Origin of the sequence: Mycobacterium sp. Aquia_213 (genome assembly GCF_026625985.1) — a bacterium.
Classification (GTDB): Bacteria; Actinomycetota; Actinomycetes; order Mycobacteriales; family Mycobacteriaceae; genus Mycobacterium.
Window position 1 is genome coordinate 574,218 of sequence record NZ_CP113116.1, and the last position, 19,224, is coordinate 593,441.

The 19,224-nt window shown below is 66.1% G+C and carries 20 protein-coding genes; 11 read left to right on the top strand and 9 right to left on the bottom strand.

Going from position 1 to position 19,224, the window contains the following annotated elements:
• Positions 1-18: 18 nt before the first annotated feature.
• Positions 19-1,179, top strand: a complete 1,161-nt coding sequence (gene fadA6, locus LMQ14_RS02685) for a steroid 3-ketoacyl-CoA thiolase FadA6 (RefSeq protein ID WP_267733308.1) — start codon at positions 19-21, stop codon at positions 1,177-1,179.
• A 176-nt stretch (positions 1,180-1,355) separates the two neighbouring features.
• On the opposite strand, the gene ipdC is transcribed toward fadA6, so the two are convergent.
• From ipdC to echA20, 4 genes are read right to left on the bottom strand one after another with little or no spacing between them, the layout of a single operon-like run.
• Positions 1,356-2,423 carry a (3aS,4S,5R,7aS)-5-hydroxy-7a-methyl-1-oxo-octahydro-1H-indene-4-carboxyl-CoA dehydrogenase gene (ipdC, locus tag LMQ14_RS02690; RefSeq protein ID WP_267733309.1) on the bottom strand — a complete coding sequence of 356 codons (1,068 nt, stop codon included), beginning with the start codon at positions 2,421-2,423 and terminating at the stop codon, positions 1,356-1,358.
• Positions 2,420-3,175, bottom strand: a complete 756-nt coding sequence (ipdB, locus tag LMQ14_RS02695; RefSeq protein WP_267733310.1) for a cholesterol ring-cleaving hydrolase subunit IpdB — start codon at positions 3,173-3,175, stop codon at positions 2,420-2,422. Before ipdB ends, ipdC begins: the two co-directional genes overlap by 4 nt.
• Complete coding sequence (gene ipdA, locus LMQ14_RS02700) at positions 3,172-4,056, bottom strand: cholesterol ring-cleaving hydrolase subunit IpdA (protein WP_267733311.1); 885 nt, start codon at positions 4,054-4,056, stop codon at positions 3,172-3,174. Before ipdA ends, ipdB begins: the two co-directional genes overlap by 4 nt.
• Complete coding sequence (gene echA20 / locus LMQ14_RS02705) at positions 4,053-4,811, bottom strand: (7aS)-7a-methyl-1,5-dioxo-2,3,5,6,7,7a-hexahydro-1H-indene-carboxyl-CoA hydrolase (RefSeq protein WP_267733312.1); 759 nt, start codon at positions 4,809-4,811, stop codon at positions 4,053-4,055. Before echA20 ends, ipdA begins: the two co-directional genes overlap by 4 nt.
• Before the next feature lie 65 nt (positions 4,812-4,876).
• On the opposite strand from echA20, the gene LMQ14_RS02710 reads away from it, so the two are divergent.
• Together LMQ14_RS02710 and LMQ14_RS02715 are read left to right on the top strand one after the other, a co-directional pair.
• Positions 4,877-5,674 carry an SDR family oxidoreductase gene (locus LMQ14_RS02710; protein ID WP_267733313.1) on the top strand — a complete coding sequence of 266 codons (798 nt, stop codon included), beginning with the start codon at positions 4,877-4,879 and terminating at the stop codon, positions 5,672-5,674.
• 25 nt (positions 5,675-5,699) lie between these two features.
• On the top strand, positions 5,700-6,605 hold the full coding sequence (locus tag LMQ14_RS02715) for an SDR family oxidoreductase (protein ID WP_267733314.1): 906 nt from the start codon (positions 5,700-5,702) through the stop codon (positions 6,603-6,605).
• A 7-nt stretch (positions 6,606-6,612) separates the two neighbouring features.
• Here the strand turns inward: LMQ14_RS02715 and LMQ14_RS02720 are convergent, their stop codons facing one another.
• From LMQ14_RS02720 to LMQ14_RS02730, 3 genes are read right to left on the bottom strand one after another with little or no spacing between them, the layout of a single operon-like run.
• Entirely contained in the window at positions 6,613-7,062 is a 450-nt protein-coding gene (locus LMQ14_RS02720; protein ID WP_267733315.1) for a nitroreductase family deazaflavin-dependent oxidoreductase, read from the bottom strand.
• A gap of 9 nt (positions 7,063-7,071) precedes the next feature.
• The gene (locus LMQ14_RS02725; protein ID WP_267733316.1) at positions 7,072-7,458 is read right to left on the bottom strand and encodes a hypothetical protein; all 387 of its coding nucleotides are present in this window, start codon (positions 7,456-7,458) and stop codon (positions 7,072-7,074) included.
• 7 nt (positions 7,459-7,465) lie between these two features.
• The gene (locus tag LMQ14_RS02730) at positions 7,466-8,629 is read right to left on the bottom strand and encodes a steroid 3-ketoacyl-CoA thiolase (protein WP_267733317.1); all 1,164 of its coding nucleotides are present in this window, start codon (positions 8,627-8,629) and stop codon (positions 7,466-7,468) included.
• A 121-nt stretch (positions 8,630-8,750) separates the two neighbouring features.
• On the opposite strand from LMQ14_RS02730, the gene LMQ14_RS02735 reads away from it, so the two are divergent.
• From LMQ14_RS02735 to LMQ14_RS02765, 7 genes are all read left to right on the top strand, one after another.
• Positions 8,751-10,001: a cytochrome P450 gene (locus LMQ14_RS02735; RefSeq protein WP_267733318.1), complete on the top strand. Its 1,251-nt coding sequence runs from the start codon at positions 8,751-8,753 to the stop codon at positions 9,999-10,001.
• Positions 10,001-11,023 (top strand): acyl-CoA dehydrogenase family protein, encoded by a 1,023-nt coding sequence (locus LMQ14_RS02740; RefSeq protein ID WP_267733319.1) that lies wholly within the window; start codon positions 10,001-10,003, stop codon positions 11,021-11,023. Before LMQ14_RS02735 ends, LMQ14_RS02740 begins: the two co-directional genes overlap by 1 nt.
• A complete protein-coding gene (gene fadE29, locus LMQ14_RS02745) occupies positions 11,014-12,177 on the top strand; it encodes an acyl-CoA dehydrogenase FadE29 (protein ID WP_267733320.1) in 1,164 nt (387 codons plus the stop codon). Before LMQ14_RS02740 ends, fadE29 begins: the two co-directional genes overlap by 10 nt.
• Positions 12,174-13,127, top strand: coding sequence for a bifunctional MaoC family dehydratase N-terminal/OB-fold nucleic acid binding domain-containing protein (locus LMQ14_RS02750; RefSeq protein ID WP_267733321.1), 954 nt, complete (start codon positions 12,174-12,176; stop codon positions 13,125-13,127). The genes fadE29 and LMQ14_RS02750 overlap by 4 nt, the downstream gene beginning before the upstream one ends.
• The gene (locus LMQ14_RS02755; protein WP_267733322.1) at positions 13,124-13,525 is read left to right on the top strand and encodes a MaoC family dehydratase; all 402 of its coding nucleotides are present in this window, start codon (positions 13,124-13,126) and stop codon (positions 13,523-13,525) included. The genes LMQ14_RS02750 and LMQ14_RS02755 overlap by 4 nt, the downstream gene beginning before the upstream one ends.
• On the top strand, positions 13,525-14,694 hold the full coding sequence (locus LMQ14_RS02760) for a lipid-transfer protein (RefSeq protein WP_267733323.1): 1,170 nt from the start codon (positions 13,525-13,527) through the stop codon (positions 14,692-14,694). The genes LMQ14_RS02755 and LMQ14_RS02760 overlap by 1 nt, the downstream gene beginning before the upstream one ends.
• Positions 14,695-14,871: 177 nt before the next feature.
• On the top strand, positions 14,872-15,711 hold the full coding sequence (locus tag LMQ14_RS02765; protein ID WP_267733324.1) for a type IV toxin-antitoxin system AbiEi family antitoxin: 840 nt from the start codon (positions 14,872-14,874) through the stop codon (positions 15,709-15,711).
• Positions 15,712-15,810: 99 nt separating this feature from the next.
• Here the strand turns inward: LMQ14_RS02765 and LMQ14_RS02770 are convergent, their stop codons facing one another.
• Positions 15,811-16,671: a MaoC/PaaZ C-terminal domain-containing protein gene (locus LMQ14_RS02770; protein WP_267733325.1), complete on the bottom strand. Its 861-nt coding sequence runs from the start codon at positions 16,669-16,671 to the stop codon at positions 15,811-15,813.
• A gap of 1 nt (position 16,672) precedes the next feature.
• The gene (kstD, locus tag LMQ14_RS02775) at positions 16,673-18,355 is read right to left on the bottom strand and encodes a 3-oxosteroid 1-dehydrogenase (RefSeq protein WP_267733326.1); all 1,683 of its coding nucleotides are present in this window, start codon (positions 18,353-18,355) and stop codon (positions 16,673-16,675) included.
• A gap of 72 nt (positions 18,356-18,427) precedes the next feature.
• On the opposite strand from kstD, the gene LMQ14_RS02780 reads away from it, so the two are divergent.
• Entirely contained in the window at positions 18,428-19,213 is a 786-nt protein-coding gene (locus LMQ14_RS02780; RefSeq protein WP_267733327.1) for a 2-keto-4-pentenoate hydratase, read from the top strand.
• Positions 19,214-19,224: the final 11 nt, after the last annotated feature.

Genomic DNA, 19,224 nt, shown 5'->3' on the forward strand with positions numbered 1-19,224 from the left:
ATGAGGAGGAGCGACACCATGGCTGAGGCGTACGTCATTGACGCTGTACGTACCGCGGTCGGCAAGCGCAACGGCGCCCTGGCCGGGATCCATCCCGTCGACCTGGGTGCGCACGCGTGGCGCGGGCTGCTCGACCGGGTCGATGTCGACCCCGCCGCCGTGGAGGACGTGATCGCCGGCTGCGTCGACGCCATCGGCGGGCAGGCGGGCAACATCGCGCGGCTCTCGTGGCTGGCTGCCGGCTATCCCGAAGAGGTCCCCGGTGTGACGGTGGACCGGCAGTGCGGTTCCAGCCAGCAGGCGGTTTCCTTTGGCGCGCAGGCGATCATGGCGGGCACGGCCGATCTGATCGTGGCCGGCGGCATGCAGAACATGAGCTGGATCCCGATCTCGTCGGCGATGACGGTCGGCGAGCAGTTCGGCTTCACCTCGCCGACCAACGAGTCCAAGCAGTGGCTGCACCGCTACGGCGATCAGGAGATTTCCCAGTTCCGCGGTGCGGAGCTGATCGCCGAGAAGTGGAACATCTCGCGTGAAGAGATGGAGCAGTACTCGCTGACCAGCCATGAGCGCGCGTTCGCGGCCATTCGCAGCGGCCACTTCGACAACGAAATCATCACCGTCGAAACCGAATCCGGGCCGTTCCGGGTCGACGAGGGTCCGCGCGAGTCGTCGCTGGAGAAGATGGCCGGGCTCAAGACCCTGGTCGAGGGCGGGCGGCTGACGGCGGCGATGGCCAGCCAGATCTCCGACGGCGCGAGCGCGGTCCTGCTGGCGTCCGAGCAGGCGGTCAAGGATCACAAGCTGACGCCGCGCGCCCGCATCCACCACATCAGCGCCCGCGCGGCCGACCCGGTGTTCATGCTCACCGGCCCGATCCCGGCCACCCGCTACGCACTGGAAAAGACCGGGCTGTCGATCAGCGACATCGACACCGTCGAGATCAACGAGGCCTTCGCACCGGTGGTGATGGCGTGGCTCAAGGAAGCCAAGGCCGACCCGGAGAAGGTCAACCCCAATGGCGGCGCGATCGCGCTCGGCCACCCGCTGGGTGCCACCGGCGCAAAGCTGTTCACCACGATGCTCAACGAGCTCGAGCGCATCGGCGGCCGCTATGGGTTACAGACGATGTGCGAGGGCGGCGGCACCGCCAACGTGACGATCATCGAGCGGCTCTAACGGCGAGCGCCCGTTTGATGCGCCAATATCGCGGGTAGGCGGTAGCAACAGTCGACGGCGGTGGGGTTGCATCCGAGCCTCGGTTGTAGGCGTTGTGGGGACACCAACCCTTGCGTTGAGACCACAGCGCCCGTCCGGCATCGCCGCTAAAACGCACGAGAAGTCGGGATGAGGCCCTACTGCACCAAAGCAGAGGCGGCCTGCAGGTGCTCGATCGCCTCACGCACGATCGATTCGATCAGCTCGGCGCAAGACGGCAGGTCCTCGATAATGCCGGCAACCTGTCCGGAGGCCAGCACTCCGGCCTCGGTGTTGCCCTCAACGAGCCCGGCTTTCAACAGCATTGGAGTGTTGGCCGCCATCACAACCTGTGCCATGGTCATTTCCTTGCCATGGCGCATCGCCATGCCGTCTTGGATCATCGACTTCCAGGTCATGCCGGACATCTGCTTGAACTTCGCGGCATTGCGCACCGCGGCGGTCAAACCCCGTACCGGCGAACCGCTTTCCAGCTTCTCGACCAGCCCGGTACGCAGCACCCGGTGCGGCATGCCGTCGACGCGCGTGGTGACCACGGTGCCGTCCAGCGCCGACTCGAGGTAGCGGCGCTTCACCGCGTCGGGCACGGTCGAATCCGACGTGAGCAGAAACCGGGTGCCCATCGCCACACCGGCCGCGCCGTAGGACAACGCCGCCGCGAGTCCGCGCCCGTCGAAGAAGCCCCCCGCCGCGATGACCGGGATGCCGGTACCCTGCACGGCGTCCAGCACCGACGGCAGCAGCAGCGTGGTGGCGACGGGTCCGGTGTGCCCACCGCCCTCGCCGCCCTGCACGATCATCGCGTCGGCACCCCAGCTCGCGACCTTGCGCGCGTGCTTGGCCGCACCGATCGACGGGATAACCACCGCCCCAGCCTCTTTGAGGCGGGCGATCAGCTCCTGCTTGGGCGCCAACGCGAACGACGCCACCTTCACGCCCTCGCGGATCATCAGCTCGACCCGATCACCGGCGTCCGCTGCGTCCGCGCGCATGTTCACGCCGAACGGCTTGTCGGTGGCGGCCTTCACCTTGCCGATGGCCGTCGCCAACTCGTCCAGCGTCATCGTGGCCGACGCCAGGATACCGAGCCCGCCCGCGTTGGCCGTGGCCGCCACCAGCCGCGCTCCGGCCACCCAGCCCATCCCGGTTTGCACCACCGGATGCTCGACGCCGACCAGTTCGGTCAGCGGCGTGCGCAGCCTCATGACCGTATCTCGCGGTCGCGCAACGCTTTCGGGTCGATCGTTTCGCGAATCAGGCTCAGTTCGTCGTCAGTCGGCAGCCGCGTCTCCTCGGCGCCGTCCAGCCCGTGGATGTCGAAGGAGGTGGCTTCGCGGACCTCGTCCGGCGATACCCCGGGGTGCAGGCTTAGTGCCCGCATACTGCGGTCCGGGCCGCCGAAATCGAACACGCCGAGGTTCGACACCACCCGGTAGGTGTTGGCGAAGCGGAATGCTGGATTGTCTGCGTCCACGTTGTCCCAGCCGATTCCGCAGACGATGTCGACCTTGTCGCAGAACACCCGCTTGGAGTGGTTGCCGACCCAGTAACTGGTCGCGTGGTTGATGGCGTTGCCGGGCGCACCGCGGACACCGAACATCTGCCGCTTGGGCTGCTGCAGCGGTCCGAACGCCGAGATGTTCTGATTGCCAAAGCGGTCAACCTGATTGGCGCCCATCACCACGTGGCGCCGGCCCCAGGCCAGCGTCTCGAACACGCGACCGAACGGCATCCATCCTTCGACGGCGCCCGGGGCGCCCAGTGCCGGCGTATCGGCCAGCAGCTGTGCTTCGCCGTCGGTCAGCAGGATGTCGGGGGAGAACGTCAACCGCGCCAGCCGCGCGCCGACCGAGGCCATGTTCGTCATCGGGCTGACCATGATCTCGCCGGCGTCCCTGAACAGCTCGGCGCAGGCGACCGCGCACACTTCGGCTCGGGTGCTCGTGGTGCTTGTCACTTCGATGCCTCCTCTGCGAAAGTGCGGACGGCTGACTGATATTCGGCCTCACCGCCGGAAAGGTAGGTGGCGAGGAACTGCTGCCAGCCCTCGTCGGTCGAGGCGGCCTCGGCGTAGTGCCGCTGGAACTTCTCGTCGCGGTCGTAATCGGGCGCGGCGGTGGTGAAGTGGGCACCGTTCGGTGCTTCCACGACTCCGTCGACCATCATCCGGTTCACCAGCAGCGCCTGCGGCGGCACCGCCTTGATCAGCTCCTGGGTGGACACCACTCGCTCCACCGACAGGTAGCGCTGCTCGGCGGCCATCAAGAACAGGTCGTCGAAGTAGGGATCGATGCCGGTGTATGCCGCATTGCCTTGGCTGTCACCGAGATTGAGATGCACAAACGCCGCGTCCAGGCGCAGCGCCGGCATCGCGATCAGCGTCTCGTGCCCGCCGTCGGGTGCCGCATACGGGCTGGTCACCGTCTGTAGCTCGCCCTCCCAGAAGTCCAGCACCGAGCTGCCCAGTCCGGCGCGAATCGGCAGGAACGGCAACCGTTGTGCGGCGGCCTGCAGCCCGCAGCGCAGCATGCCTTCGTCCATTTCCCGGGCCTCGATCTCGCCGGCGCTGCGCGCTTTGGCGAACCACGGGTCGTAGAAGGGGGGCGAGTCCAGCGACACGAATCCGTAGTAGACCCGCTTGACCTTGCCCGCGGAGCAGAGCAGCCCGAGGTCGGGTCCGCCGTAGGTGACCACGGTCAGGTCCTTGACGTCGGTGCGCAGCATGGCGCGCACGAACGCCATCGGCTTGCGCCGTGATCCCCAGCCGCCGATCCCGATGGTCATGCCGCTGCGCAGGCCGGCGACGGCCTCGTCGAGCGTTGTTCTCTTGTCGCTCACGCGTCCTTGCCCTTCGTCGTACCGGCGAACGCGTCGCGGTGCTCGTCGGACACCCCGGCGAGGTTGAGCTCGAACGTAAAGCCTTGTTCCATACGATAACTCGAGTTAACTCGCTGCACGTCGATCAAGTTCAGCGCCTCCTTGGCCGCGCGGATAACACGGGTGTCTTTGGCGGCGATGTCGCGGGCCACCCGCAGGGCGGCCTCGTCGAGTTCGTCGCGGGAAACCACCTCGTGCACCGAGCCGAAGTGATGCAGGGTCGCGGCGTCCACGGTGGCCGCGGTGAAGAACAACCGCCGCATCATGTGCTGCGGGACCAGTCGCGACAAGTGCGTGGCAGCGCCCAACGCGCCGCGTTCCACTTCGGGCAGCCCGAAGGTGGCATCGTCGGAGGCCACGATGACGTCGGCGTTGCCGACCAGGCCGATGCCGCCGCCCACGCAGAATCCGTTCACGGCCGCGATCACCGGGACGGCGCACTCGTAGACCGCCCGGAACGCGTGGAAGCAGCCGCGGTTGGCGTCGATGAGGGCGGTGAAGCCCTCGGTGCGCTGCATCTCCTTGATGTCGACGCCGGCGTTGAATCCGCGTCCTTCGGCGCGCAGGATCACGGCGTGGGTCTCGGGGTTGGCCCCGGCGGCCGTGATCGCGTCGCCGAGTTCGAACCAGCCTTGCGATGGGATGGCGTTGACGGGCGGGTAGTCAACGGTGACCGCGACTATGCCCGGTTCTGTGCTGGTGGATGTAATGGTCAATTGGCACTTCCTCGTGAAATTGAGGCCGACTACCTAAGCAAGCACTTGCTTGGTACGCTAGCACAGTGACTCGCGCCGAAGCAGGCCCCCTTTCTGCGGGAGCCATCAATTTCGGATTGGCCGGGCGGGTGGTTCTGGTGACGGGCGGAGTCCGTGGAGTGGGTGCCGGAATCAGTGCGGTATTCGCCGAACAGGGCGCGACCGTGATCACCTGCGCGCGCCGCGCCGTCGACGGGCTGCCGTACGAGTTCCATCCGTGCGACATCCGCGACGAGGAAGCGGTGCAGGCATTGATCGACACGATCGTCGAGCGTCATGGTCGGCTCGACGTCGTCGTCAACAACGCCGGCGGATCGCCCTACGTGCTGACCGCGGAGTCCAGCCCCAAATTCAACCGCAAGATCATCGAGCTCAATCTCATTGGCGCGCTGCTAGTTTCGCAGTTCGCCAACGAGAAGATGCAGGCGCAACCGGGCGGCGGGTCGATCGTCAACATCTGCAGTCTGAGTGGCCGGCGGCCGTCCCCGGGCACCGGCGCGTACGGGGCGGCGAAGGCCGGCCTGGAAAGTCTCACTCAGACGCTGGCGGTGGAATGGGGACCCAAGGTCCGGGTGAACGCCTGCGTGGTCGGCATGGTCGAAACCGAACAGGCCGAGCTGTTCTACGGCGACGCCGAGTCGATCGCCGCGATCTCCAAGAATGTGCCACTGGGCCGGATGGCCAAGCCCGAGGACGTCGGTTGGGCCACAGCATTTTTGGCGTCCGACGCGGCGTCCTATATCAGCGGCGCCTCGCTGGAGGTGCACGGCGGTGGCGAGCCGCCGCACTATCTGGCCACAACGAACGCCAGCGCGATCAAGTAGAGGATCCGAGGAGAATGGGCAGCTAATGGGAATAGTCGACGGCCGTGTCGTCATCGTCACCGGAGCTGGCGGCGGGATCGGTCGCGCGCATGCGCTGGCCTTCGCGGCCGAAGGCGCACGCGTCGTCGTCAACGACATCGGCGTGGGTCTGGACGGATCACCCGCGGGCGGCGGCAGTGCCGCCCAGTCGGTGGTCGACGAGATCACCGCTGCCGGTGGCGAAGCCGTCGCCAACGGATCCAATATCGCGGACTGGAACCAAGCGGCTGCCCTGATCCAGACCGCGGTCGACACATTCGGCGGACTGGACGTCCTGGTGAACAACGCCGGCATCGTGCGCGATCGGATGATCGCGAACACCAGCGAGGAAGAGTTCGACGCCGTCACCGCCGTGCACCTCAAGGGGCATTTCGCCACGATTCGCCATGCCGGGTCGTACTGGCGCGGGTTGTCCAAAGAGGGCAAAGCCGTTGACGCACGGATCATTAACACCAGTTCCGGCGCGGGGCTGCAGGGCAGCGTCGGGCAGGGCAACTACAGCGCCGCCAAGGCGGGCATCGCGGGGTTGACGCTTGTCGCGGCGGCCGAAATGGGCCGCTACGGCGTCACGGTCAACGCGATCGCGCCGTCCGCCCGGACCCGGATGACCGAGACCGTCTTCGCGGAGATGATGTCCACGCAGGACCAGGCTTTCGACGCGATGGCGCCGGAAAACGTTTCGCCCATTGTCGTTTGGCTGGGCAGCGTCGAATCTCGCGACGTCACCGGGAAGGTCTTCGAGGTCGAGGGCGGCAAGATCCGCATCGCCGAAGGCTGGGCGCACGGCCCGCAGATCGACAAGGGCGACCGGTGGGATCCCGCCGAGCTGGGGCCCGTCGTCGCCGACCTGCTGGCCAAGTCGCGGCCGCCCGTCCCGGTCTACGGGGCGTAGCGCCGAACTAAGCCGGGTCGCAGATGACGATCGGGATCACCCGTTCCGTCCACGACCGGTAGTCGCCGAACGACGGGTACATGGTGTCCAGCTTCGGCCAGTATTCTTGGCGCTCCGCCTCGGTGGCGTCGCGCGCCTGTAGCTGCAACACCTCGTCCTTAATCTGCACGGACACTTGGGGATTCGCCTTGAGGTTGAGGTACCACATCGGGTGCTTGTCGCTGCCGCCCCTGGAGGCGACCAGAATGACGCGGTTGCCCTCGCGCAGGTAGAGCAGCGGGCTCACTCGAGGTTCGCCGGTCTTACGGCCGGTGGTGGTCAGCAGCGCAACCGGAGCCTTCTGGAAAGTGCCGCCGAGCTTTCCGTTGCTGAGGCGGTAGATCCAGGTGTTGCCCTTGGCCATCCATTTGATGAAGAAGCCGACCACCGGTGAATTGAGCGATTTTGGTTTTTCCATGACGTGTCCCTAGCGCTGAATGAACGGGTGGAACCGAACCTTGATGTGGTGGATTTCTGCTTGCCCGCTTGGACTTTCGGCGGGGATCACGAATGTCTCGTCAACCCGCGCGGCCACCCGGCGGCCACTGAATGCCGCCTTGGTCAGCACCACGTAGGCGGCATGCACCTCGTCGCCGTCGATGGAATAGTCCGGCGGCGTCGTGTCGGCGAGCAACCTGTACTGCGGTCCGCGATTGAGGCTGCGCCGCAAGTGATTTCCAGAAAAGCCGTTCTTGAAGCCCTGCTCGATGCGGGTACATCCGGGCGCGAACGGAACCGCATCGCCGGCATGGCTGACAAGCGCATCGATGTAGGCCTGCGCCGCGGCGATGCGGTTCTCCTCGGAGACAAGCACTCTGGTGCTAGATGCGCTCGATGATGGTGCCGGTGGACAGCGCGCCGCCCGCGCACATCGTGATCAGCGCGGTGGTTTGATCCGTGCGCTCCAGCTCGTGCAACGCGGTGGTGATCAGCCGGCTGCCGGTGCTGCCCACCGGGTGGCCCAACGCGATCGCGCCGCCGTTGACGTTCACCTTGTCCATGTCGGGGTTGTGCACCCGCGCCCAGGACAGCACGACCGACGCGAACGCCTCGTTGATCTCGGTGATGTCGATGTCGCCCATCTTCATACCGGCCTTCTCCAGCACCTTGGCGGTCGATTGAACCGGACCGTCGAGGTGGTAGTACGGCTCGGCGCCGACCAGTGCCTGGCTGATGATGCGGGCCCGCGGCTTCAGCCCCAGTGCCTTGGCCTTGTCCTCGTCCATCCACAGCACGGCCGCCGCACCGTCGGAGATCTGCGACGACGTACCCGCCGTGTGGATCCCACCCTCCAGCACCGGCTTCAGCGAGGCAAGGCCCTCCAGCGTGGTCTCGCGCAGGCCCTGGTCGCGGGTGACGACATGACGGTCGCTCGTCGGCTGCTTCTGCTCGTCGAGCACGGGCGCCTCGATGCCACTGATCTCGCGGTCGAACCGGCCCTCGGCCCACGCCAGCTTGGCCTTTCGCTGCGAGTCGAAGCCGAACTGGTCGATGTCCTCGCGGGTGATGCCGCGGCGTTTGGCGATCCGCTCGGCGGCGGTGAATTGGTCGGGCAGGTCGATGTCCCACGACGCCGGCCGCAGGATCCCGCGATCGGGGCCGGCGTTGGCGCCCAGCCCGACGCGGCTCATCGCCTCGATACCGCACGCGATGCCGACGTCGATGGCACCCGCCGCGATCAGGCCCGCGATCAGGCCGTTGGCCTGCTGGCTGCTGCCGCACTGGCAGTCCACGGTCGCGGCGCCCACGTGGTCCGGCAGCCCGGCGACGAGCCAGCTCACCCGGGTGATGTTGTTGGACTGCTCGCCGAACTGCGTGACGCAGCCGCCGATGATCTGCTCGACTTCGCCGGCGTCAATACCGGCCTTCTCGACGAGCGCCTTCTGCGTGGCCCCCAGCAACTCGGTGGCGTGCAGACCAGATAGCCAGCCATTCCGCTTGCCGATGGGGCTACGAGTGGCTTCAACGATGACAGGGTTACCCATTCCGTCAGGCTAGAACACGTTTCATTACTCTGACAAGCGAGGATGGTGACCTGCCTTTTATCTGCGCAGGAGCCGTGTTTTACTGGCACTAGAACACGTTGCAATTCAGGAGCGCATACACATGGCACCCCCCAACATTCCTTCCGACTTCGACTTCCTCGACCCGGACGTCAACCTCGCCGGGTTGCCCGTCGACGAGCTTGCCCAGCTGCGCAAGGCGGAGCCGATCCACTGGGTCGATATCCCGGGCGGTTCGGGCGGCTTCGAGGACAACGGCTACTGGATCGTCACCAAGCATGCCGACGTCAAGGAGGTGTCACGCCGCAGCGACGTCTTCTCGAGCTGGCAGAACGGCGCCATCCCGACCTGGCCGCCGGAGATGAAGCGGGAGCAGGTCGAACTGCAGCGCAGCGTGATGCTCAACATGGACGCCCCCCACCACACCCGGCTGCGCAAGATCATCTCGCGCGGGTTCACGCCGCGGGCCATCGGCCGGCTGGAAGCCGAACTGGCCCAGCGCGCCGAGAACATCGCCAAGACCGCGGCCTCCGAGGGCACCGGCGACTTCGTCGAACAGGTCTCGTGCGAGCTGCCGCTGCAAGCCATCGCGGGACTGCTCGGTGTTCCCCAGGAGGACCGCGACAAGCTCTTCCGCTGGTCCAACGAGATGACCGGTGGCACCGACCCCGAGTACGCCACGGTCGACCCCGCGCAGTCGTCGATGGAACTGATCATGTACGCGATGGCGATGGCGGCCGAGCGGAACGAGAACCCCACCGACGACATCGTCACCACCCTCATCCAGGCCGACATCGAGGGTGAGAAGCTCTCCGACGACGAGTTCGGCTTCTTCGTGGTGATGCTCGCGGTGGCGGGCAACGAGACCACCCGCAACTCGATCACCCACGGCATGATCGCGTTCGCGAACAACCCCGATCAGTGGGAGCTCTTCAAGAAGGAGCGCCCGGTCACCACGGCCGACGAGATCATCCGCTGGGCCACTCCGGTGTCGGCGTTCCAGCGCACCGCCAACGAGGACATCGAGTTGGGCGGGGTACTGATCAAGGCTGGGCAGCGGGCGGTGATGTCCTACCGGTCGGCCAACTTCGACGAAGAGGTATTCGAAGACCCGCACTCCTTCAACATCTTGCGCGACCCGAATCCCCATGTCGGCTTCGGTGGCACCGGCGCGCACTACTGCATCGGCGCGAACCTGGCCCGCATGACAATCAACCTGATCTTCAACGCGGTTGCCGATCACATGCCGGACATCAAGTCCGTCGGCGAGCCCGAGCGGCTACGGTCAGGGTGGCTCAACGGCATCAAACACTGGCAAGTCGACTACACCGGAAAGAGCGCGGTTACTTCCTGATGGATTTCGATCTCACTGCAACGCAGCAGGCTGTCGCCGATGTGGCTACGTCGGTACTCGAAAAAGATTTGGGCTGGGACGCTTTAGTCAGCGGGGGCGTGACGGTACTACCGGTGCCCGAACGCCTCGGCGGCGACGGCGTCGGCCTGCCCGAGGTCGCCACGGTGCTGACCGAAGTGGGCCGCCGCGGCGCCATCACGCCGGCCCTGGCCACGCTGGGGTTCGGCGTGCTGCCGCTGGTGGATCTGGCTTCCGATGAACAACAGGACCGGTTTCTGGCCGGCTTGGTAAAAGGGGCCAAGGGTGGGGTGCTGACCGCGGCGCTCAACGAACCCGGCTCGGCGCTGCCCGACCGCCCCACCACCACCTTCGCCGACGGGCGGTTGTCGGGCACCAAAGTCGGTGTCGCCTATGCCGAACAAGCGGATTGGATCGTCGTGACGGCGGACAACGCGGTCGTCGTGGTGTCGCCGAAGGCCGAGGGTGTGGAGCTGGTTCGCACCCCGACGTCGAATGGTTCCGAGGAGTGCGCGGTGACGTTCGCCGCGGTCGCGGTCCCCGACGCCGACGTGCTGGCCGGCGCCACCGCGCGCCGCGTCAATGAGCTGGCGTTGGCGGCGATCGGCGCCTTCACCGACGGGCTGGTGGCCGGGGCGCTGCGGCTGACCGCGGACTACGTGGCCGGGCGCAAGCAGTTCGGCAAGCCGCTGTCGACCTTTCAAACCGTCGCCGCGCAGTTGGCCGAGGTCTACATCGCTTCGCGCACCATCGGTTTGGCGGCGAAGTCGGTGGTCTGGCGTCTGTCTGAAGGCCGGGACGCCGACGACGACTTGGACGTGCTCGGTTACTGGATCACGTCACAGGCCCCGCGGGTGATGCAGATCTGCCATCATCTGCACGGCGGCATGGGCATGGACATCACCTACCCGATGCACCGCTACTACTCCACGATCAAGGACCTGGCCCGGCTGCTGGGTGGGTCCTCTCATCGTCTCGACCTGGTGGGAGCGCAATGTTCATAGACCTGACTCCCGAGCAGCGTGCGCTGCAAGCGGAGCTCCGCGAATACTTCTCGAATCTGGTTTCGCCCGACGAGGCGAAGGCGATGGAGTCCGACCGTCACAACGCGGCCTATCGCGCGGTGGTCCGGCGCATGGGCCAGGACGGCAAGCTGGGCGTCGGATGGCCAAAGGAGTTCGGCGGCCATGGCTTCGGTCCGATCGAGCAGTCGATCTTCGTCAACGAGGCGCAGCGCGCCGACGTGCCACTGCCCGCGGTGACGCTGCAGACGGTCGGCCCGACCCTGCAGCAGTACGGCAGCGAGCTACAGAAGAAGAAGTTCCTGCCCGCTATTCTGGCCGGCGAGGTGCACTTCGCGATCGGCTACACGGAGCCGGAAGCCGGCACCGACCTGGCGTCGCTGCGTACCACCGCGATCCGCGACGGCGACCACTACATCGTCAACGGTCAGAAGGTCTTCACCACCGGCGCCCACGACGCCGACTACATCTGGCTGGCCTGTCGCACCGACCCGGAAGCGGTTAAGCACAAGGGCATTTCGATCCTGATCGTCGACACCAAGGATCCCGGCTACTCCTGGACGCCGATCATCCTGTCCGACGGCGCCCATCACACCAACGCCACGTACTACAACGACGTGCGGGTACCCGCCGACATGCTCGTCGGCGAGGAGAACGGCGGCTGGCGGCTGATCACCACCCAGCTCAACAATGAGCGCGTGATGCTCGGTCCGGCGGGTCGCACCGCCGGCATCTACGACCGGCTGCACGCGTGGGCGTCCAAGCCCGGTGGCGACGGCGTCACGCCGATCGACCACCAGGACGTCAAGCGGGCGCTCGGTGAGATCTACTCGATGTGGCGGATCAACGAGCTGCTCAACTGGCAGGTCGCCGCGGCCGGCGAGGACATCAACGTGGCCGATGCTGCATCGACGAAAGTCTTTGGGACCGAGAGTATTCAGTACATCGGTCGCCTTGCCGAAGAAATCGTAGGCAAATACGGTAACCCGGCCGAGTCGGACACCGCAGAGCTGCTCGAGTGGCTCGACTCGCAGACCAAACGCAATCTGGTGATTACCTTCGGTGGGGGCGTGAACGAAGTGATGCGCGAAATGATCGCGGCATCCGGCCTCAAAGTGCCGAGGGTGCCTCGATGACCGATATCAAGGAAGCGGTCGCGGAGATCACCGCCACCGTCGTCGCCAAGCCGCGCGCGGGCCGGGACCCGGTGAACCAGCCGACGGTCAACAACTGGGTGGAAGCGCTCGGCGACCGCAACCCGATCTACGTGGACGAGGCCGCGGCCCGCGCCGCCGGACATCCGGGAATCGTCGCGCCGCCGGCCATGATTCAGGTGTGGACGATGTTCGGTCTGGGTGGGGAACGCCCGACCGACGACCCGATGGGCCCGATCATGCAGCTGTTCGACGACGCCGGCTACATCGGCGTGGTCGCGACCAACTGCGAGCAGACCTATCACCGGTATCTACGTCCGGGCGAGCAGGTCACGATCGCCTCCGAGATGCGCGACGTCGTCGGCCCCAAGCAGACCGGCCTGGGTGAGGGCTGGTTCATCAACCAACACATCACCTGGCGGGTGGGTGACGAGGATGTCGCCGAGATGGCTTGGCGCATTCTGAAATTCAAGCCTCGCGAGGCCGCCGAGGCCCCGTCCTCGGTGCCGGTGGACCTGGACGCCGACGCCATGATGCGTCCGGCGACGTCGCGTGACACCGCCTTCTTCTGGGAGGGCGTCAAGGCCCACGAGTTGCGCATCCAGCGGCGGCCCGACGGCGGCCTGCAGCACCCGCCCGTTCCGGCGGTGTGGCAGGACAAAGCCGAGCCCATCGACTACGTGGTGGCCAGCGGTCGTGGCACGGTCTACAGCTACGTCGTGCACCACGCGCCCAAGGTGCCAGGTCGCACGCTGCCGTTCGTGATCGCGCTGGTCGAACTGGAAGAGGGCGTTCGTATGCTCGGCGAGCTCCGCGACGTCGACCACGCCGAGATCAAGATCGGAATGCCGGTTCGCGCAACTTATATCGACTTCCCGGCCGGTGACTCCGGCCCGGAGTGGAGCCTCTACGCCTGGGAGCCGGACGCATGAGCGCACCCGTTGTTGAAGTGGGCACCATCCTGCCCGAACTCAAGCTCCATGGTGACCCGACGTTCATTATCTCAACGGCGTTGGCCACCAGGGACTTTCAGGACGTGCACCACGACCGGGACCTGGCACAGGCCAAGGGCTCCAAGGACATCTTCGTCAACATCCTCACCGACACCGGGCTGGTGCAGCGCTACGTCACCGACTGGGCGGGTCCGACGGCGCTGATCAAATCGATCGGGCTGCGGCTCGGAGTGCCCTGGTATGCCTACGACACCGTCACTTTCTCCGGCGAGGTGACCGCCATCGACGATGGCCTCATCACGTTGAAGGTGTTCGGCCGCAACAGCCTTGGCGATCACGTCATCGCGAACGTGACGCTGACGATTGGGGATGCCTGATGTTGTCGGGTAAGGCTGCGATCGTCGGCATCGGTGCCACCGACTTCTCCAAGGATTCCGGCCGCAGCGAGCTGCGGCTGGCAGCCGAGGCGGTTCTGGACGCGTTGGACGACGCCGGGTTGAGCCCGTCGGACGTCGACGGGCTGACCACCTTCACGATGGACACCAATAAGGAGATCGCCGTCGCGCGGGCCGCCGGCATCGGCGAGCTGAAGTTCTTCGCCCAGACGCACTACGGCGGCGGTGCCGCGTGCGGGACGGTTCAGCATGCCGCGATGGCCGTCGCGACCGGGGTGGCCGATGTCGTCGTCGCGTATCGGGCGTTCAACGAGCGATCCGGCATGCGGTTCGGCCAGGTGCAGACGCGGCTCGTGGGAGATGCCAGCGCACAGGCAGATTCGACTTCCGCGGACAATTCCTTCTCGTATCCGCACGGCTTGTCCACGCCCGCGGCGCAGGTCGCGATGATCGCCCAGCGGTACATGCACTGGTCCGGCGCGACCAGCCGGGACTTCGGCGCCATCTCGGTGGCCGACCGCAAGCACGCGGCCAAGAACCCCAAGGCTTACTTCTACGAGAAGCCGATAACCATTGAGGACCACCAGAATTCGCGGTGGATTGCCGAGCCGCTGCGGCTGCTGGACTGCTGCCAGGAGACCGACGGAGCCGTCGCGATTGTGGTGACGTCGCCGGAGCGCGCGCGCGATCTCAAGCATCGGCCGGCGATCATCGAGGGGGCGTCGCAGGGCTCCAGCCCGGACCAGTACACGATGGTCAGCTACTACCGCCCGGAATTGGGTCTGCCCGAAATGGGTGTGGTGGGTCAGCAGCTCTGGTCACAATCGGGGCTGTCGCCGGCCGACATTCAGACGGCGATCCTCTACGACCACTTCACACCCTTCACCCTGATTCAGTTGGAGGAGTTGGGTTTCTGCGGTCGCGGCGAGGCCAAAGACTTCATCGCCGACGGCGCGGTCGAGATCGGCGGACGGCTACCCATCAACACGCACGGCGGCCAGCTGGGCGAGGCCTACATCCACGGGATGAATGGCATCGCGGAGGGCGTCCGGCAACTGCGGGGCACTTCGGTGAACCCGGTTCCCGACGTCGAGCACGTACTCGTCACCGCCGGAACAGGTGTGCCCACCTCCGGCCTGATCCTTGGCTAGCTTCCTCGGCTTCCTCCTTGCCTTTCGTTTTCGCCTTCCGTTTTCGCCTCGCGTCTTTCGCCTTCCGTCTTTCGCCTCGAGTGTGAAGTTAGCTTCACGTTCGAGGCCGAGGGTGAAAGTAGCTTCACGTTCGACGGGTGAAGTGACGCCGGCCCTGTGGCATGCGACGCTGCGGCGATGGGTGAGCCATTCGTGGGAAGTGAGGCTATAGCTGGGGGATTGCTGATTCGGAGCCAGCTGACCGCCCACTACACCAGGCTGTTCCGGGACGTCTACGTCAATCCAGACACGCAGGTAACCGCCGCCTTGCGCGCGAAGGCGGGATGGCTCTGGGCCAAGCGCCAAGGAGTTGTCGCCGGGTTCTCCGCGGCGGCCTTACACGGCAGCAAGTGGGTCGACCACACGACGACAGTGGAGTTGCTCCACGAAAACCGGCACAGGTTGCCGGGTATTCGTACGCGAGGGGACCGAGTGGGGGAAGACGAAGTCGTCATTGTTGATGATGTGCCGGTGACTTCGCCGGCCAGGACGGCACTCGATCTCGGTTGCTGGTATCCGACGACGAGTGGGGTTGCTGCCATCGACTCGTTGGCCCGCGCGACGGACATTAAAGCCGCCGATGTAGAGCTGTTGGCTCAGCGATACCCGGGACGTCGAGGTATTGCGCGGGCACGCGTTTCAATCAGTTTGTTCGACCCCGGAGCGCAGTCTCCGAAAGAGACGTGGTTGCGTCTGGTCTTGATCCAGGCGGGCCTGCCACGGCCGCAGACGCAGATTCCGGTGCTCGACGAATTTGGCAATGCAATCGCTTACCTGGACATGGGGTGGGAGGAGGTCAAAGTCGCGGTCGAGTATGACGGTGATCAGCATCGCAGTGATCGCTCTCAATACAACTGGGACATCAGGCGATTGGAGAGGTTGCAACACAAGGGCTGGATCGTGATCCGGGTCGTCGCGGGGGACCGGCCCGCCGAAATCGTCAGCCGTGTGAGGTCAGCGTTGTCCACCCGAGCGTGAAGTTAGTTTCACGTTCGCGGCCGAGAGTGAAACTAACTTCACGCTCGGCGCAGGCAAGGGCACGCTCGGCGCACGCTCGGCGCAATGGGCGAAAGAACGCTAGGCGGGGATCAGCTCGACGCCGCTGAGCACCACGGCGTTGTCGCGGGACGGCGCTACAACGGCGGCCACGAAGCGGCCATCTTCCTTCCACACGTTGATCCGCAGCGTCTCGCCGGGGAACGCGACACCCGCAAAGCGCGCGCCGTAGGCGGCCACGGCCGTCGCGTCGCCATCCAGCAACGCGTCGGTGATGGCCTTGCAGGTCATGCCGTACGTGCACAGGCCGTGCAGAATCGGCTGGGAAAAGCCTGCGGCAGCGGCGAATTCGGGGTCGGAGTGCAGCGGATTGCGGTCGCCGCACAGCCGATACAGCAGCGCCTGCTGCGGCAACAAAGGCACATCGAGCTCGAGGTCGGGCGCTCGATCGGGCGCCCCATCCGAAGACGACGGCCCGCGCTCACCACCGAATCCGCCTTCGCCGCGGGCGAAGATCGACCGTCGCTGCGTCCACAGCACCGTGCCGTCCGGCGCGGTCGCCGTCGTCTCGCTCCAGATCACCGCGGCCTTGCCCTTGTCCCAGATGTCGGTGAACCGGGTCACGGCCGTGGCGGAACCGGACGGCGGTAGCGGCCCGGGCACTTCGATCCGTTCGCTGGCGTGCAGCACCTTGGCCAGCTCGATGTCGATGCCGGGGAACTGCACCGTCGGCGGCTTGGTCATGTGGAACGACGCCGCGACATTGCCGAACGTCGGCAACACCTGCGGGGTGTCGTCGATCAGATAGCGCAGCTCGCGCGGGTCCATGGGGTCGGCGCCCGCACCCAGCCCCAGGTGATACAGCTGGATATCGCTACTGCTCCAAGAGAATTCAAGCGGCTCCAGCTCAGCTGCCAGCGCGACGTCTACATCGATCGGCATATCAGTTCTCTCCTGCGATGTGCAGCGCGGCGAGGTACCCGAAGGTCATCGCCGGCCCAATGGTGCCGCCCGGACCCGGATAGGTGTGCCCCATCACCGGTGCACTCACGTTGCCGGCGGCGTACAGGCCGTCGATGATGCTGCCGTCGTCGCGCAGCGCGCGGCCGTGGACGTCGGTGCGGATGCCGCCCTTGGTGCCCAGATCGCCGGGCACCATCTTGGCGGCGTAATACGGTGCGTGGGTGAGCTCGCCGAGGTTCGGGTTGGGCTTGTTGGTGGGGTCGCCGTAGTACTTGTCGTAGGCGCTCTCGCCGCGATGGTAGTCGTCGTCAACGCCGGCGCGGGCAAAGCCGTTGAACCGCGAAACGGTTGCGGTGAACTCGGCGACCGGCAGGCCCGCTTTCTCGGCCAGCTCCTCGAGCGTGTCGGCCCGGATGATGACCCCGGACTCCATCCACTTGGTCGGAATACGTTGTCCCGGCTGAAGTCCCGCGAAGATGTAGCGGTCCCGGTACTGCTGGTCGAAGACCAGCCAGGCCGGAATGTTCTCACCCGGTCCGGCGCCCTGGCCGTGCTCTCCGCCGTACATGTGATGGCCGGCTTCGACGTAGGGCAGCGATTCGTTCATGAACCGCTTGCCGGACATGTTGACCATGATGGCGCCGGGCGAGTTACGCTCGGACAGCGCGATCCACGGCGCGCCCACCAGGGGCACCGTCGGAATCCACCACGCGTCTTCCATCAGATCCAGTGCGGCGCCCAGCTTCTCGCCCGCGAGGATGCCGTCGCCGGTGTTGGCCTTGGCGCCGACTGTCCAGTCGGTGGTGATGGGTGCGCGCTGATACTTCACCCGCATCTGTTCGTTGTGGTCGAAGCCGCCGGACGCCAGGATTACGCCGCGCCGAGCCCGAATCAACTGCGGCTCAGCCGATTCCGCTGTGCCGGCATCGCGGACATAAACCCCGCGCACCGCGCCGTCTTCGACATAAAGATCGGTGAGAGCGGTGTTCAGCCGGACGGGAACCCCGGCCCGCTGCAGCCCCACTCGCAGCGGCGCGATCAGCGCCCGGCCCATGCCGACGAGGTTTTTGCCGGTGGCCTTGGCCCACATGGTCCGCGCGCCGACCTTCAGGCTGCGCAGCACTCCCCGCGGGTGCCGCTTCAGCATGTTCAGTCGCACGTAATCCTGCTGCATCACAACCACATTGAGCGGCACCTTGCCGTACGCCGGCTCCAGCCCGCCCTCGTCGGGACCGAGCTTGCGCGCGTTGAACGGCTTGGGCTCGATCGAGCGCCCCTCCGCGCGCCCGCCGGGCGCCTCGGGGTAGTAGTCGGAATACTTGGGCACCCAGCACATCTTCAATGGCGTGTTCTTCAGCACGAACGACAGCATCTCGGGACCGCGCTGCAGGTAGGTGTCGATGCGCTCGGGCTCGACGACTTTGCCGACGATTCCGTGCAGGTAGGTGCGGGCGGCCTCGGGGGTGTCACGCACGCCGTCGCGCTTGAGCACCTCGTTGTTCGGGATCCAGACGCCGCCCCCTGAGCGTGCGGTGGAGCCGCCGAAATGCGGGGCCTTCTCGATGACTAGTGTCGAAAGGCCTCGGTGCGCGGCGGCGAGGGCAGCCACCATCCCGGCGGCGCCGCTTCCGACCACGACGACGTCGTACTCCTGCGCTGTCATGTAGAACACGTTATAGAATTGCCCGGGCTGGCCGCTACCGGCCCGGTCAAACGGACGAGGGGACTTCGGTAAATGCTCAGTGTTGCGACCCGCGACGAGCTGGCTGCCGACCTGGCGCAGGCCGAACGCAGCCGGGTGCCGATCGCTCCGTTGACGTTAGCCAACCCGGATATCGACGTCGTCGACGCCTACGAGATCCAGCTGATCAACATCCGGCAGCGGGTCGCCGAGGGCGCACGGGTGCTGGGCCACAAGGTCGGCCTGTCCAGCAAGGCGATGCAGCAGATGATGGGCGTCGACGAGCCGGACTACGGCCACCTGCTCGACGAGATGCAGGTGTTCGAGGACGCCCCGGTCAGAGCGGACAAATACCTTTACCCGCGGGTGGAGGTCGAGGTCGGCTTCATCCTGTCGGCCGACCTGCCGGGCGCCGGGTGCACCGAAGAGGACGTGCTGGCGGCCACCGAAGCCCTGGTGCCGTCGATCGAGTTGATCGACACCCGGATCACCGACTGGAAGATCGGGTTGTGCGACACCATCGCCGACAACGCCTCGTCGGCGGGTTACGTGCTGGGTAAGGCCCGGGTGGCACCGGCCGACATCGACGTCAAGACGATCGACGCGGTGCTCACCCGCAACGGCGAGGTGATCGCCGAGGGTCGCAGCGACGCCGTGTTGGGCAATCCGGTGACGGCGGTGGCATGGCTGGCCCGCAAGGTGGAAAGCTTCGGGGTGAGGCTGCGTAAAGGTGACGTAGTGCTTCCCGGATCGTGCACTCGAGCGATCGACGCCCGGGCCGGTGACGACTTCATCGCGGAGTTCACGGGGCTGGGTTCAGTCCATTTGTCGTTCGAATAGGCTCGGATTAG